Source organism: Nocardia sp. NPDC051321 (assembly GCF_044455225.1).
Lineage (GTDB): Bacteria > Actinomycetota > Actinomycetes > Mycobacteriales > Mycobacteriaceae > Nocardia.
The window spans coordinates 103795-119069 of the sequence record NZ_JBITEM010000012.1 but is presented as its reverse complement, the minus strand read 5'-3'; the positions used below and the strand labels follow the sequence as shown (position 1 = coordinate 119069).

The window sequence follows — 15275 nt, the reverse complement described above, 5'->3', positions numbered from 1 at the left end:
GCAAATTCGCGCTAACGGTGGCCCGTGACGGGGTCGCGGTGGGCGTAGCGGCGGCCGCGCAGGACTACGGCGTATGGAGAGTTCAGAACCTCCGGGTTGGTGCGTGGGTCTTCTTGGTAGACAACGAAATCCGCGGGGGCGCCGGGTTCGATGCTGGGGCGGCCGAGCCAGGTTCGGGCGTTCCAGGAGGCGGCGCCGAGTGCGTCGTGGGCGGACAGTCCCGCGCCGGATAGGGCGGTGATTTCGTCGGCGATGCGGCCGTGCCGGATGGAGCCACCCGCGTCGGTGCCCGCGAAGATGGGGATGTCCGCGTCATGGGCGTTGGCGACCGTGCTGCGGACGCGGCGGTGCAGGTCGCGCATGTGCGCGGCGTAGGTGGGGAATTTGCCTGCGCTGTCGGCGATTTCGGGGAAGGTGTCGATGTTGACCAGGGTGGGCACGAGGGCGGTGCCGTGGTCGGCCATCATCTCGATGGTGTCGTCGGTGAGGCCGGTGCCGTGTTCGAGGCAGTCGATGCCCGCCTCGATCAGGCCGGGGAGCGCGTCCTCGCCGAAGACGTGCGCGGTGACCCTGGCGCCGTTGGCGTGCGCGGCGTCGATGGCCTCCTTGAGGATGGCGTCGCTCCAGAGCGGCCGCAGGTCGCCGACGGAGCGGTCGATCCAATCACCGACGATCTTCACCCACCCGTCCCCGAAGCGGGCCTGCTCGGCGACGATCTCCGGCAGATCGCGTTCGTCGTCGAGTTCGATGCCGAGCTCGCGGATGTAGCGCCGGGGGCGGGCGATATGCCGGCCCGCACGGATGATCCTGGGCAGTTCCGCGTGATCGTCGATGAACCGGGTGTCGATGGGCGACCCGGCGTCGCGCAAGAGCAGCGCACCTACATCACGTTCGGTTTCGGCCTGCGCTATGGCGCCGTCCCGATCCTCATCTCCCCCGCCGTACCGGATCCCGACATGGCAATGCGCGTCGACCAGTCCCGGCACGATCCACCCTGTGCGACATAGTGTTTCGGCCCCAGGAACCGGCTCGAACGACACCAGCCCATCCCGCACCCACAGGTCGCGGACTTCCGCACCGGGGAGAACCACACCTCGCAGATGCATAGCAACCTCCTGGACGTCGTCGGCTGCCCTCCAACTTAACGTCCACGCCAGCGGCCGGTCACGCGCCAGGCCCGGCCGAGGTAGTTGCGCCCGACGCGGCAAGCTTGCGGCCAGCACGATGCCGCGCACCGATTCTCCCGCCGCGCACGAAACAGCTAGCGAATTCGTGCGCGGCGCAACAGATCCCGCGCGGTGGGACTACTTCTTGGGGAACTTGAGCTTGGAGATGTCGAAACCTTCGAGGCCGGGAGGCAACTGGTCCAGGCCGGCGGGCATGTTCGAGATGTCCGGCATTCCGGCGGGGAGACCCGGCATGCCCGCGGGCATGCCGGGCAGACCACCGCGCACCTTCGGCGGTGTCGGCCCGCGGCCGCCCTTCTTGCCCTTCTTGCCTTTTTTGTTGTTGCCGCGGCGGGAGCCGGGCATGCCCATTTGGCGGCCCATCATGGCCATCATCTTCTTGGCCTCGAAGAACCGGTCGACGAGCTGGTTGACCTCGGAGACCTGGACGCCGGAGCCGTTGGCGATGCGCAGGCGGCGGGAGGCGTTGATGATCTTCGGATTGTCTCGTTCGGCGGGGGTCATGCCGCGGATGATGGCCTGCACCCGGTCCAGCGACTTGTCGTCGACGGCGGCGAGGGCGTCCTTCATCTGGCCCGCGCCGGGCAGCATGCCGAGCAGGTTGCCGATGGGGCCCATCTTGCGGATGGCGAGCATCTGATCGAGGAAGTCCTCGAGCGTCATCTCGCCGCTGCCGATCTTGCGGGCGGCTTCCTCGGCCTGTTCCTGGTCGTAGATCTGCTCGGCCTGCTCGATCAGGCTGAGTACGTCGCCCATGCCGAGGATGCGGCTGGCCATCCGGTCCGGATGGAAGACGTCGAAGTCTTCGAGCTTCTCACCGGTGGAGGCGAACATGATCGGCGCGCCGGTCACCTCGCGCACCGACAGCGCCGCACCACCGCGGGCGTCGCCGTCGAGCTTGGTGAGCACGACGCCGGTGAAGCCGACGCCGTCGCGGAAAGCCTGGGCGGTGGCGACCGCGTCCTGACCGATCATCGCGTCGAGCACGAACAGCGTCTCGTCCGGCTGCACGGCGTCGCGGATGCCCGCGGCCTGCCGCATCAGTTCTTCGTCGATGCCGAGACGACCCGCGGTGTCGACGATGACCACGTCGTACTGCTTGGCGCGAGCCTCTTCGATACCGCCGCGGGCGACCTCGACCGGGTCGGCGGCGCTGACGCCGAGCGCGTTCTCGCCGCCGCCGATGGAGGTGCCGCCGTGCGGCGCGAACACGGGCACGCCCGCGCGCTCGCCGACCACCTGCAGCTGGGTGACCGCGCCGGGACGCTGCAGGTCACAGGCCACCAGCAACGGCTGATGTCCTTGTCCCTTCAGCCATTTGGCGAGCTTGCCCGCGAGGGTCGTCTTACCGGCACCCTGCAGACCGGCGAGCATGATCACGGTCGGCGGGTTCTTGGCCAGGGTGAGCCTGCGGGTCTCGCCGCCGAGGATCCCGACGAGTTCCTCGTTGACGATCTTGACAACCTGCTGCGCTGGATTCAGCGCCGCGGAGACCTCGGCGCCCTTGGCGCGCTCCTTGATTCGGGCGATGAAACCGCGCACCACCGGCAGCGCGACGTCGGCCTCGAGTAGGGCAAGCCGGATCTCACGACAGGTGGCGTCGATGTCGGCCGGTGACAGACGCCCCTTACCACGCAGATCCTTGAGGGCACCGGTAAGCCGGTCGGACAGGGATTCGAACACCGATCGCGCTCCTGATCTCGGGGGACGTCAATTGCCTCCCAGGGTAATGGGATAGCCGACATGTCTGTGCACGGGGCGGCCTCGCCCATTCGCGGCTAGCAAGCGCCCCCTGCGGAACGCGCGAGAAAGCGACCGGGGCATTTCGCTTCCCGGTCGCCGTATTTCCCACGCTGACAACAGGTCTTATTCGAGCGAACGGCGACGCGGTTTGGCGGTCTTGCGGTAGTCGTGATTTTCCTTGGCCACCATGTACACCGCCTCGCGGGCGGTCAAGCCCAGCTCCAATGCCAGGTCGTCGAGGATGGCCCATTCCGTGGTGGTGGGGATGCGTGAGTTGGCGACCGTGGAGGCGATGGTCATGGCGGTCACAGCCTGCTGTCCGGTCAATGTCCGACCCGGTAGCCAGGAAACAACCCAGCGATCCCCGCCGACGCACCGCGCCATATGCGTGGTTTCGTCGCTCGTCATCATCGACGCCGAAACAACTTCAATTGCCACCGACGTGCTCCCCTCATGCTAGCGATAGCCAGACGCTCTGATACTAGAACGTGAGGGAGCCTCGAGATATGGGTTCCAGCAAATCATGTGCAACAGATTGGTTACTTGGTAGCGAAGGTCAGGACCCGATGATCTCCGGCCCCGGCATGCCGTCCGAGGGCTTCTTCGGCGCCGGGCGCGGGACGACGGCCAGGATCGCCTTTTCGATGTCGGTCCTGCGGTCCGGGCTGTCCGCGGCACCGAGGTCGAGACAGAAGGTGTCGACGACCGCGGAACCCATGGTGACCACCTTCGCCCAGCGGACGTCGGCACCGCAGCCCGCCAAGGCGGCCGCCAGTCTGCTCAGCACACCGATCCGGTCCTCGGCCCGCAGTTCCAGCAGCACTTGCCCCGGCACCGAGGTACCCGACCAGAGCACCCGGGGCTGCGCCTGCGCGTATTGGCTCGGCCCGAGGCCACCCGCCTCGCCTTCGCGTTTCGTGAGTACGGCGGGAACGTTCAGGTCACCGGCGATGGCGCGGATCAGTTCCTGACGCAACAGTCCGGCATCCGGCGGGTCACCGAACTTCGGGGTCACCACGAAAGTGTCGATGGCGGAATCACCTTCGACGCCGAGCGAGGCCGAGAGCACCCGCAGCGAGTGCAGTGCGAGCACCCCGGCGGCATCGGAGAGCAGGCCTGCGCTGTCCGGCGCGATCACGGTGACCGTGTAGGTGTACTTGCCCTCCCCCGGCTTCAGCTCGACGTGCACGCCGCCCGCCTTGGCCTTCTCGACCAGTTCCGGTGCGATCGGTTCCGGCGTCGGCAGCTCGCCGCCCGCCATGACCAGGCGGCAGCGCCGGACGAGGTCGCCGATCAGCGAGGCTTTCCAGTCGCCCCACACGCCGGGGCCGGTGGCCAGCGAATCCGCCTCGGCCAGGCTGTGCAGCAGTTCGAGAAGTTCGGGATCGCCGCCGAGCGCGTCGACGACGTGCTGGACGGTGCCGGGGTCGGCCAGGTCGCGGCGGGTCGCGGTGTCGGGGAGCAGCAGGTGGTGGCGCACGATGGCGCTGAGGGTGCGCACGTCGGACGGCCACAGGCCGAGGCGGCGGCCGATGTGGGTGGCCAGTTCGGCACCGACGACGCTGTGGTCGCCCGTGCGCCCCTTGCCGATGTCGTGCAGCAGCGCGCCAAGGGCGAGCAGATCCGGCCGCGCGACCCTGGTGCTCATCGCGCTCGCGTAGGACACCGTCTCCATCAGATGCCGATCGACGGTCCAGGTGTGCAGTGCGTCGCGCGGCGGCAGATCCCGCACGGCTCCCCATTCCGGAAGTAGCCTGCCCCACAAGCCCGTTCGATCGAGCGCCTCGATCGCGTCGATGGCGCCGCGCCCCGCGCCGAGCAGCACGAGCAGGTCGTTGAGCGCGTCCTTGGGCCACGGTTCGCGTAGCTCTGGCGCGTCTTCGGATAGCCGGTTGAGGGTGGTGGCCGACATCGGCAGGCCGGTCTGCGCGGACGCGGCCGCCACCCGCAGGATGAGGCCGGGGTCGCGCTGCGGCCGCGCGTCCCTGGCCAGCACCACCTCCCCCGCGTGCTCGACCACCCCCTCATCGAGCGGTCGGCGCACGGGCATCCGGCGGAGGCGGGCCAGCCCGCGCCGCGGCAAAGCGTTTGCCGCGGTACGCAATCCGACATCCACCGAGTAGCTCACCGTCCGCGCGGAATCGCTCAGGGTGCGGGCAAGATCGAAGCGGTCGCCGATCCGCAGTGCCGCCCCGATCTCGTCGGCATCCTGGGCTCGCAGCTGGTCACGGGCTCGACCGGCCACCCGGTGCAGCTCAGTGCGAACGTCCAGCAAACGTCGATGTGCTTGTCGCAGGCCACCTCCCGGCACGTCCGGGCCGAGTCCTGGCATGGCATCGGTCAATTGGGCGATGGCGAGGGCATCGAGCAGCTGGATGTCGCGCAGGCCGCCGCGCCCGTTCTTCAGATCGGGTTCGGCGCGATGCGCGATCTCGCCGCTGCGCTGCCAGCGCGCCTCGGCCTGGGCGATCAGCTCGTCGAACCGGGAACGGATGCCGGTGCGCCACTCCCGGCGCACCCCGCCGATCAGCAGATTGCTCAGGTCGTGATCGCCGACGATGTGCCTGGCCTCGAGCATGCCGAGCGCGGCGATCAGATCGTCGGCGGCCACCCGCAGCGCCTGCGGGACGGTCCGCACGCTGTGGTCGAGCTTGATGTGGGCGTCCCACAGCGGGTACCAGAGCTGGTCGGCGACCTCGGCGACCCGGGCCGGGTCGACGTCGTCGTGCAGCAGCACCAGGTCGAGATCGGAGTACGGCAGCATCTCCCGGCGACCGAGGCCGCCGACGGCGACGACGGCGAGGCCGCTGTCCTTGGTGATGCCGAGTTCGGTGCCCTTGCTGGTGAGCCACAGCTCGTAGAGGTCTACCAAGGCCTGTCGTAAGGACTCCGCGTCGAGTCGTGGGTTGCGCGGCATACCGCCGTCGAGCAGTTGGGTTCTCGCGCGGACCAGATCGGCCGCGCCATTGGATACCTTGCCGCCGTTGGCCGCTCTGCCGTTGTGCTCGTTACTACCCACAACCCACCACCCATCCATACGCCGCGGCCCCGCTCCGACCGGTGCTCCGGTGGGAGGCGGGGCCGCCACTCGATCGATCTTCGTTACAGAGCGTCGGTACCGCGTTCGCCGGTCCGCACCCGGATGATCGTGTCGACCGGAGTCACCCAGACCTTGCCGTCACCGATCTTGCCGGTGCGGGAGGCCTCGACGATCACCTCGACGACCTTGTCCACGGACGCGTCGTCGACGACCACCTCGACCCGAACCTTGGGCACGAAATCCACGGAGTACTCGGCACCGCGGTAGACCTCGGTGTGCCCCTTCTGACGGCCGTAACCCTGCACTTCGCTGACAGTCATGCCGAGCACGCCCGCCTGCTCGAGCCCGGTTTTGACGTCCTCGAGTGTGAACGGTTTGACGATTGCGGTGATCAGTTTCATGTTCGTCATGCCTCCTTGACGGCCGAACGTGCCGTGCTGCCCAGCGCGGCGAAATCGTAGGCGGTTTCCGCGTGCTCGGACTCGTCCAAGCCCACCGCCTCGGCCTCGTCGCTGACTCGCAGCCCAATGGTGAACTTCACGATATAGGCAATGATCAGGCTGGCGATGAAGGAGAAGGCAAGTACCGCACCGGCACCCACCGCCTGCCGCCACAGCTGATCGATGCCGCCGCCGTAGAACAGGCCGGTCTTGCCCGCGCCCGCCTCCGGCGCGGCGACCAGGCCGACCATCAGGGTGCCGACGATGCCGCCGACCAGATGCACGCCGACCACGTCGAGCGAGTCGTCGAAGCCGAACTTGAACTTCAGGCCGACCGCCAGGGCGCACAGCGCGCCGGCGACCGCACCGATGATCAGCGCGCCGAGCACGTTAACCGAGGAGCAGGACGGGGTGATGGCGACCAGACCGGCCACGACACCAGAGGCCGCGCCGAGCGAGGTCGGCTTGCCGTCCCGGAACTTCTCCACCAGCAGCCAGCCGAGCATGCCCGCGCAGGTTGCGAAGGTGGTGGTGAGGAAGGTCGAACCGGCCAGGCCGCCCGAGCTCACCGCGGAACCCGCGTTGAAGCCGAACCAGCCGAACCACAGCAGACCGGCGCCGAGCATGACGAACGGCAGGTTGTGCGGGCGGAACGCGGTGGTCGGCCAGCCCTTGCGCTTGCCGAGGACGAGCACCAGCGCGAGACCGGCCGCACCGGCGTTGATGTGCACCGCGGTGCCACCGGCGAAGTCGACCGCGAGCAGCTTGTTGGCGATCCAGCCGCCCTCGTGCACGACGGTGCCGTTTGCGTCCTTCACGTCGAAGTCGAAGACCCAGTGCGCGACCGGGAAGTAGACCACCGTGGCCCAGATGCCCGCGAAGAGCAGCCAGGAGCCGAACTTGAGGCGGTCGGCGACCGCGCCCGAGATGAGGGCAACCGTGATGATGGCGAACATCAGCTGGAAGGCGACGAACACACTCATCGGAATGGTGCCCGCGAGGGGAATGTTCGTCGCCGCGGTGGTCACCGCGCCGCTGGCGTCCTTGACCTCGGCTACCGAGTTGCCGCCGATCAGACCCTTCAGTCCGAAGAACTGCGCGGGGTCACCGATCACGCCGAACTTGTTGTCGCCGAATGCCGTCGAGTATCCGTACAGCGACCATAGGACGCCGATCAATCCCATGGCACTGACACTCATCATGATCATGTTCAGCACGTTCTTCGAACGGACCATGCCGCCGTAGAAAAATGCCAGACCGGGCGTCATCAACAACACAAGCGCTGAACTCGCCAGCATCCATGCGGTGTCACCAGTGTCCGGTGCACCGGTAAGGGGAAAAGCCACCTTGAAGTCCTCCTCATCTCGGGCCCTGCCGACTCCGGCAAATGGACCTGCACAGAAGGGTGCTCACTTGGTGTTTCATCCACAGAGCTGGCGTGTTTCGCCTGCGTGAACGGATAGGCCAGTTGTGTTGCTTCCACGTTTCGCGGCTTACGCCCCGAGTTTCCGGGCGGACCGGCGGCTAGCTCCGGACAAAAGGGATAGACGGTTACCGGCGAGTAGAGCTAGCAAACATTCCGTTTGCGGTGCGTTTCACCGCAAACACAACGGTTGCCGAGTCGAATTCCGGGGCGCGCTGGATTAGCTCGCCAATTCGTCCCATCTAATACGAATATCCCCGACCCGACCGGCGTTCGGGCTAGCCGAGTAGTGCGTCTACGAAGGCGCCGGGTTCGAAGGGGGCGAGGTCGTCGGCGCCCTCGCCTAGGCCGACCAGTTTTACCGGGACGCCGAGTTCGTGCTGGACCTGGAAGACGATGCCGCCCTTGGCCGTTCCGTCGAGCTTGGTGAGGACCACGCCGGTGATGTCGACCACCTCGGCGAACACCCGCGCCTGCATCAGGCCGTTCTGGCCGACGGTGGCGTCGAGCACCAGCAGCACCTCGTCGACGGCGGCCTTCTTCTCCACCACCCGCTTGACCTTGCCGAGCTCGTCCATCAGGCCGGTCTTGGTGTGCAGGCGGCCCGCGGTATCGATCATCACCACGTCGACGCCGCGGTCGATGCCCGCGCTCACCGCGTCGAACGCGACGGCGGCCGGGTCGGCGGATTCCTTGCCCCGGATGGTGTCGGCGCCGACCCGCTCACCCCAGGTCTGCAGCTGGTCGGCGGCGGCGGCACGGAAGGTGTCGGCCGCGCCGAGCAGCACGCGGCGGCCGTCGGCGACGAGCACGCGGGCGAGTTTGCCGGTGGTGGTGGTCTTTCCAGTGCCGTTGACGCCGACGACGAGCAGGATCGACGGGTGGTCGGCGTGCGGCAGTGCGCGGATCGAGCGGTCGAGCTCGGGGCGCAGCGCCTCGATCAGCACGTCGCGCAGGACCGCGCGGGCGTCGTCGGTGGTGCGCACGCTGCGCGAGGCCATCTCCTCGCGCAGCCGCTTGACCACGGCGGCGGTGCTCGCGGTGCCGAGGTCGGCGAGCACCAGGGTGTCCTCTACCTCTTCCCAGGAGTCGTCGTCGAGGTCGCCGCCGCCGAGCAGGCCCAGCAGGCTCTTGCCGACCGCGTTCTGGGAACGGGACAGGCGGCCGCGCAGGCGGACGAGGCGGCCCGCGGTGGGGTCGATGTCTTCGAGGGGGATGGGGGCTTCGGCGCCGGCTGCGGTGTCGGGGGCGGCCGTTGCGGGCGGGGCCGCATCCGTTCCGCTCAGCGGTGCGGATGCTCCGGCCGGGGCTGCGCCCGTCTGAGGCGCATCCGTCGTGGTGGGAGCTGTGCCCGTCTCGGCCGAGGTCGATTCAGTAGACGCACTCTCCGCCTCGGCGGATGCAGTGCCGGATTCGGCGGGCGCGGTGCCGGATTCGGCGGATGCGGTGCCGGATTCAGCCGGGGTAGTCGTACCCGTCTCTACGGACCCCGCGTCCGTTCCCGTCGGCGCGCCCGCCACGTCCGTGCTGGGTTCGGTGTCCGGCGCCTCGACGACGTCGGTCTCCGGCAGCGCGACATTCGTGATGCCGCGCTTCGGCGCGTCACGCGGGATGGCCGCGTCGTCACCGACGTGCGGCTGACCGTCGGTGTCGGTCCGCTCGACCGGCTGCGGCTCCTTGGTCGCGGTGCCGCCCTGACTGAAGCTGAAACCACCCGACGCCGAGTAACCACCGGACTTGTCGGTCAGCTCTTTGTCGGCGGGCGGCGGCGTCAGCGAGACCCGGGAGCGCTTGTACCGGACAAATCCGACAACAAGCACCACCAGCAGCAAGGCGGCGACGACGGCGATCAGGATCCAGGCTTCGGAACTCACGCGCCCATCCTTGCAGAACGAGGCGACCTGCTTTACCACGCCGCCCCGGGGCCGAGACACAACCCCCGAGATTTCTTGTCCTGCGGAACTTCTCGCACGGTGGCAATAGGATCGGCGACGTGACCGATCGAAACGTGCTTGGGGGGCCGCTGGAAGAGTGCGGCGCCGATCCTCTCACCGGCTTCTACCGGGACGGCTGCTGCAGCACCGGGCCGGAGGATCTCGGTAGCCACACCGTGTGCACCGTCGTCACGGCCGAATTCCTGGAACATCAGGCGTCCATCGGCAACGATCTCAGTACGCCGCGCCCGGAGAACAACTTCCCGGGCCTACAACCAGGAGACCGGTGGTGCGTGGTGGCCGTGCGATGGCTGCACGCGCATGAGGACGGTGTCGCCGCACCCGTAGTGCTGGCCGCAACGCACGAAAACGCCCTGGAAGTGATCTCGATGGACATCCTCCGCAAATACGCCGTCGACGTCCCCAACGACGTCAGCGACCTGTTGTAAGACACCCATCCCCGGCGGCAGCCCGTGGCACGAGCCGCGGCTGCCGACCGGCCCTGTCCGCTCGACCCGTCCGTGCCCCGTCCAGTTCCGACCCCCGTCGCTTTTGCGCCATCCGATCTCGTCCTCGCACAATGCGATTCAAATCACTCCGCCGCCGGACTCGTTGCCGTGAATTTGCACGTCCCTTAGCATTTGCGCCCACCGTGGGTGCCAGGGGGTGTGGCAGTTGTAAACCGATCATGCCCGCCGGACGGCAGCCCGCTGACGGTGCGCTTTCTGGCGGCAGGCCGCCGAGCAGTAGCGCGGGCGACGACCGGTTCCGGTGTGCCGAACCCTCGTGTCGCAGATGGGGCAGTGCTGCTCGCCGGTTTCGTTACGTTCCGGCCATTCGTTACGCGGGTTGGCTCCCGCGACAGGATTCGTTAGGCCCGGCGTGGCGCGCATGGCGTCGAGAACGATCGCGGCAGTGCGGTCGATCTGCCCTTTGGACTGCTGAAGACGTTGGATGGCAACGCATCCGGTGAAGATGGCCAGCACATCGGACACCTCGATATCGGTGCGCACCGCGCCCTGACGCTGCGCGGCCAGCAGTAGCGCGCCCAAGGCCCGCTGGAAGCGCGCCCCCGCGCCCATCAGCAAGGCGCGCGGCCAGCCGTCGTCGGATTGCATCAGTTCGCACAGTGCCTCGTTGCCGGGCGTCGACGACGCCACCACCTCGGTACAGAAACCGAAGAACGCGGCACCGGGATCCGGCGCGTCGAGGTGGTCGGCGGCCAGCTTGGCCAGCCGGTCGACGCGCTGCTGGATAACCGCTCGGATCGCTGGCATGGCAAGACGCTCGAACTCGCGGGCGATGCCCTGACTCCAGCCAGCGCGGTCGAGGCGATCACCAAGGCTACCGGCCACCCGGTCCGCTACCAGGAACTCGGCGAGGCGGCCGCCGCCGAACTCGGCGACTCGATCGTGCACGCCTGGCGCCTGATGCGCACGACCGGCGGTTGGCGCGCCGACATCGCCGCCATCCGTGAAATCCACCCCGGCCTGCGCACCTTCGACACCTGGCTCACCGAAACCGGTGCCGCCCAGATCAAGTCGTTGCTGGACAACGACCAGGTCAGCGCAACGCACTGACACCACCCGCACACCTTCCAGCTTCCCGCACCGGGAATCGCATGCGAATTTCGGTGCGGCAGGTCAAAAATGGTGCGGCGGAGCTCACCCTGTGCGGGTGTGCGGCTCAGCTGGCGGCGCCTACCGGGGTCGGGGCCACGTTCTGGCCGCGCAAGCGCTGCGAGATGACCTGGGTGATGCCGTCGCCGCGCATGCTCACGCCGTAGAGGGCGTCGGCGATCTCCATGGTCGGCTTCTGGTGGGTGATGACGATCAGCTGACTCTTCTCGCGCAGCTGCTCGAACAGGCCGATCAGGCGGCGCAGGTTGGTGTCGTCGAGCGCGGCCTCGACCTCGTCCATCACATAGAACGGGGACGGGCGGGCGCGGAAGATGGCCACCAGCAAGGCCACCGCGGTGAGCGACTTCTCGCCGCCGGACAGCAGCGACAGCCGCTTGACCTTCTTGCCCGGCGGCCGCGCCTCCACCTCGATGCCGGTGGTGAGCATGTCGGACGGGTCGGTGAGGATCAGCCTGCCCTCGCCGCCGGGGAACAGCTTGGCGAAGACGCCGACGAACTCGCGCTCGACGTCCTCCCATGCCTCGGTGAATACCTGCAGGATCCTGGCGTCCACCTCGGCGACCACGTCCAGCAGGTCCTTGCGCGCGCTCTTGACGTCCTCGAGCTGGGTGGCGAGGAAGTTGTAGCGCTCCTCGAGCGCGGCGAACTCTTCCAGCGCAAGGGGATTCACCTTGCCGAGGGTGGTGAGGTCCTTCTCGGCGCGTTTGGCGCGGCGTTCCTGGGTCGGCCGGTCGTAGGGCATCGGCGCGGGCGCGGTGACCTGTTCGCCGCGATCCTTGGCCTGCTCGTACTCCTGCCATTCCAGGTCGGTCGGCGGCAGCGGCACGTCGGGGCCGTACTCGGCGATCAGGTCGCTGAGCGCGATGCCGAACTGCTCGGAGATGGTCGTCTCGAGCTGCTCGATGCGCAGCGCCGCTTGGGCTTTCGCCACTTCGTCGCGGTGCACCGCGTCGGTGAGCTGGGCCAGTTGGGTCGACAGCACGCGCACCCGCTCCTTGACCTGCTCCACCTGGGCGGCGGCTTCACCACGGCGGCGGACCAGGTCGTCGCGGCGGGCACCCGCCTCGACGACCACCTTTTCTAGCTCCGCGGAGACGCGGGCACCGGATTCCGCCACTGCCGCAGCGACTTCGGCCGCCTTCTTGCGCGAGGCCTGGGCGCGTTCGGCGCGGGCGCGGGTCTCGCGTTCGGCGCGCGCGGCCCGGCGCAGCGAATCCGCCTTGCCACGAACCGATTCCGCGCGTTCCTCGGCGGTGCGCACCGAAAGGCGAGCTTCCACCTCCATCGACCGCGCCTCGGCCAGCGCGGCGGCGGCCTCTTCGCGCTCGCGGCCCGCGGTCTCGGTGCCGGCGGAGGTGCCGTCGGAGTCTATTTCGGTCTGTTCGAGTTCGGCGTTGCGCAGCCGGTCTTCGATTTCGGCGAGCGAGGTGAGCGATTCTTCCCGGCTCGCTTCGGTTTCCGTGCGCTGGGCGAGCAGTCGCTCGCTGTCGGCCTGCGCGGTGCGGGCCGTGTGGCCGAGCCTGCCGAGCCGGTCGTAGATGGCGACCAGGGACTGATCGGATTCGTGCAGCGCGAGCAGCGCCTGGTCGACGGCTTCCTTGCGATCGGCCTGCTCGGCGAGCGCGCCGGACAGTGCCGCCTCGAGTTCCTCGGCCCGGCGCTGCGCCGCGACCAGGTCGGTTTTGGCGCCGTCGATGTCGGCCTGGATCTCCAGTTGGCTCGGCGCGCGGTCGGATCCGCCGAGGAGCCAACCGGTTCCGGTGAGGTCGCCCTCGCGGGTAACCACCCGCAGGTCCGGCCGGGCCGCCACCACCGCCCTGGCCGTGGCCAGGTTGTCGGCGACGGCGATGCCCGCGGTCAGCGCGGTGATCGCGCCGCGCACGCTGTCCGGGCACTCCACCACGTCGGCGAGCCAGCGGGCGGCACCTGGCAGCGGGCCGAGCTGCGGACGGCCGCCACTTTCGGCACCGAATACCAGCGCGGCCCGCCCGCCGTCTGCGTCTTTCAACGCGCGGATGGCGTCGTGGGCCGACTCACCGGTGTCCGCCGCGACGGCGTCGGCGAGCGGACCGAGCGCGGCGGCGACCGCGGCCTCGAACCCGCCGTGCACCCGCAACAGTCCGGACAACGGTCCGAGCAGACCCTGCGATCGATGCTCCACCAACCAGGCGGCACCGTCGCGGCGGGCGAGTCCCATGCCGAGCGCCTCGATCCGCGCCGACAGCGACGCGACCCGCTTGCTCGCCTCGCGATCCTGTTCGCGCAGTTCGGTCACCCGCTGATCGGCCAGCGCGAGCGCCTGCGTCGCGTGCTCGTGCTGCGCGTCCAGGCCTGCCTCGCCCGCGTCGAGTTCGCTGAGTTCGGTCTGCACCGTGTCGAATTCGGCCTGCGCGGCCTCGCCGCGCTGCCTGGCGTCGGCGATCGAGGTGGTCAGCCGGGCGATCTCGCCGTCGAAAGACTGTGCCCTGGTGCGCAGCGTGTCGACCTTGCCGACCAGCCGCGCCACGCCTTCGCGGCGATCCGCGATCGCGCGCACCGCGGCCAGGTGTGCCTGCTCGGCGGCCTTGGCGGCGTGCTCGCGTTCGGCCAGCGCGTCCCTGGCCGCTTCGAGGGTCTCGGTGGCGATCTCGACCGCCTCGCGCAGCTCGGCCTCCTCGGCCTCCACCCGCTCGGCCTCGGCCTCCAGCTGTTCCGGGTCGCGTCCGCTGCCGACCGGGGTTTCGGTGTCGAGATGCCGGGCGCGGTCCTGCGCGATCCGGATGGTCGCGTTGACCCGCTCGGCCAGCGCGGACAGCTGGAACCAGATCTGCGCGGCGGCCTCGGCGCTCGGCGTCAGCCGGGACAGCTGGAATTCCTGCTGCGCCAGTGCGGCATTGGCGGCGTCCAGTTCGCTCTGCACGGTGATGTGCTGCTCGCGGGCGTAGGCTTCCTTGCTCTGCTGGCTCTCCAGTTCGCCGCGGCGGGTCACCAGATCGTCGGCGGCCAGGCGCATCCGCGCGTCGCGCAGGTCGGCCTGCACGGTCTGCGCGCGCCGAGCCACCTCGGCCTGCCTGCCGAGCGGCTTGAGCTGGCGGCGCAGTTCGGTGGTGAGGTCGGTGAGGCGAGCCAGGTTGGCCTGCATGGCGTCCAGCTTGCGGACCGCCTTCTCTTTGCGCTTGCGGTGCTTGAGCACGCCGGCGGCCTCTTCGATGAACGCGCGCCGATCCTCCGGGCGCGATTCCAGAATGGCCGAGAGCTGACCCTGGCCGACGATGACGTGCATCTCGCGGCCGATGCCGGAGTCGCTGAGCAGTTCCTGCACATCCATCAGCCGGCAGGAGCTGCCGTTGATCTCGTATTCGCCGGCGCCGTCACGGAACATCCGCCGGGTGATCGACACCTCGGCGTAGTCGATCGGCAGCGCGCCGTCGGAGTTGTCGATGGTGAGGGTGACCTCGGCGCGGCCGAGCGGCGCGCGGCCCGCGGTACCCGCGAAGATCACGTCCTGCATCTTGCCGCCGCGCAGCGCCTTCGCGCCCTGCTCGCCCATGACCCAGGTCAACGCGTCGACCACGTTGGACTTGCCGGACCCGTTCGGACCAACCACACACGTGATACCCGGCTCCAACCGCAGCGTCGTCGCGGACGCGAAGGACTTGAAGCCCTTCAACGTCAGGCTCTTGAGATGCAAGTTCGACGACCTTTCCGTGTTGGATCGGCGACCTTCGCCGCCCCTCCGTGGTGACGCGAGCTGCCTCCTGGCAGGCCGAACGCGCACGTCACCGGTTCCGATGGGCGGCCTTCGCCGGTTCCGCGCGCCTACCCGTCGCGCATGCCGCCGTGTTCTGCCTGGTCAGCTGACGCGGCGACCAGCCATGGTATCCGCCCA

11 protein-coding genes are annotated in these 15275 nt (G+C 68.8%); 2 read left to right on the top strand and 9 right to left on the bottom strand.

What is annotated here, in order from left to right:
- Positions 1–11 precede the first annotated feature (11 nt).
- The 7 genes from ACIA8C_RS28335 to ftsY form a co-directional block, all read right to left on the bottom strand.
- Positions 12–1106, bottom strand: coding sequence for an amidohydrolase family protein (locus tag ACIA8C_RS28335; protein WP_397139852.1), 1095 nt, complete (start codon positions 1104–1106; stop codon positions 12–14).
- 198 nt (positions 1107–1304) lie between these two features.
- Positions 1305–2870: a signal recognition particle protein gene (gene ffh, locus ACIA8C_RS28330; RefSeq protein ID WP_397139850.1), complete on the bottom strand. Its 1566-nt coding sequence runs from the start codon at positions 2868–2870 to the stop codon at positions 1305–1307.
- 183 nt (positions 2871–3053) lie between these two features.
- On the bottom strand, positions 3054–3368 hold the full coding sequence (locus ACIA8C_RS28325) for a hypothetical protein (RefSeq protein WP_357378324.1): 315 nt from the start codon (positions 3366–3368) through the stop codon (positions 3054–3056).
- 118 nt (positions 3369–3486) lie between these two features.
- Positions 3487–5967: a [protein-PII] uridylyltransferase gene (locus ACIA8C_RS28320; protein WP_397139848.1), complete on the bottom strand. Its 2481-nt coding sequence runs from the start codon at positions 5965–5967 to the stop codon at positions 3487–3489.
- Between the two features lie 65 nt (positions 5968–6032).
- Complete coding sequence (locus tag ACIA8C_RS28315) at positions 6033–6371, bottom strand: P-II family nitrogen regulator (protein ID WP_040737447.1); 339 nt, start codon at positions 6369–6371, stop codon at positions 6033–6035.
- 5 nt (positions 6372–6376) lie between these two features.
- The gene (locus tag ACIA8C_RS28310) at positions 6377–7756 is read right to left on the bottom strand and encodes an ammonium transporter (RefSeq protein WP_397139846.1); all 1380 of its coding nucleotides are present in this window, start codon (positions 7754–7756) and stop codon (positions 6377–6379) included.
- A 355-nt stretch (positions 7757–8111) separates the two neighbouring features.
- Entirely contained in the window at positions 8112–9707 is a 1596-nt protein-coding gene (ftsY, locus tag ACIA8C_RS28305) for a signal recognition particle-docking protein FtsY (protein WP_397139844.1), read from the bottom strand.
- Positions 9708–9826: 119 nt separating this feature from the next.
- On the opposite strand from ftsY, the gene ACIA8C_RS28300 reads away from it, so the two are divergent.
- The gene (locus ACIA8C_RS28300) at positions 9827–10216 is read left to right on the top strand and encodes a DUF2237 family protein (protein WP_396992204.1); all 390 of its coding nucleotides are present in this window, start codon (positions 9827–9829) and stop codon (positions 10214–10216) included.
- Positions 10217–10453: 237 nt separating this feature from the next.
- Here the strand turns inward: ACIA8C_RS28300 and ACIA8C_RS28295 are convergent, their stop codons facing one another.
- Positions 10454–11044, bottom strand: a complete 591-nt coding sequence (locus tag ACIA8C_RS28295) for a TetR/AcrR family transcriptional regulator (RefSeq protein WP_397139842.1) — start codon at positions 11042–11044, stop codon at positions 10454–10456.
- On the opposite strand from ACIA8C_RS28295, the gene ACIA8C_RS28290 reads away from it, so the two are divergent.
- The gene (locus tag ACIA8C_RS28290; RefSeq protein ID WP_397139841.1) at positions 10979–11347 is read left to right on the top strand and encodes a hypothetical protein; all 369 of its coding nucleotides are present in this window, start codon (positions 10979–10981) and stop codon (positions 11345–11347) included. The two genes, ACIA8C_RS28295 and ACIA8C_RS28290, sit on opposite strands and share 66 nt — an antisense overlap.
- Before the next feature lie 106 nt (positions 11348–11453).
- Here ACIA8C_RS28290 and smc read toward each other — a convergent pair whose 3' ends face one another.
- The gene (smc, locus tag ACIA8C_RS28285; RefSeq protein ID WP_397139839.1) at positions 11454–15077 is read right to left on the bottom strand and encodes a chromosome segregation protein SMC; all 3624 of its coding nucleotides are present in this window, start codon (positions 15075–15077) and stop codon (positions 11454–11456) included.
- Positions 15078–15275 lie beyond the last annotated feature (198 nt).

Coding starts and splice junctions, on each gene's coding strand:
- ACIA8C_RS28335 (WP_397139852.1), bottom strand. CDS start 1,106: ATGCATCTGCGAGGTGTGGTTCTCCCCGGTGCGGAAGTCCGCGACCTG.
- ACIA8C_RS28315 (WP_040737447.1), bottom strand. CDS start 6,371: ATGAAACTGATCACCGCAATCGTCAAACCGTTCACACTCGAGGACGTC.
- ACIA8C_RS28320 (WP_397139848.1), bottom strand. CDS start 5,967: ATGGATGGGTGGTGGGTTGTGGGTAGTAACGAGCACAACGGCAGAGCG.
- ACIA8C_RS28295 (WP_397139842.1), bottom strand. CDS start 11,044: ATGCCAGCGATCCGAGCGGTTATCCAGCAGCGCGTCGACCGGCTGGCC.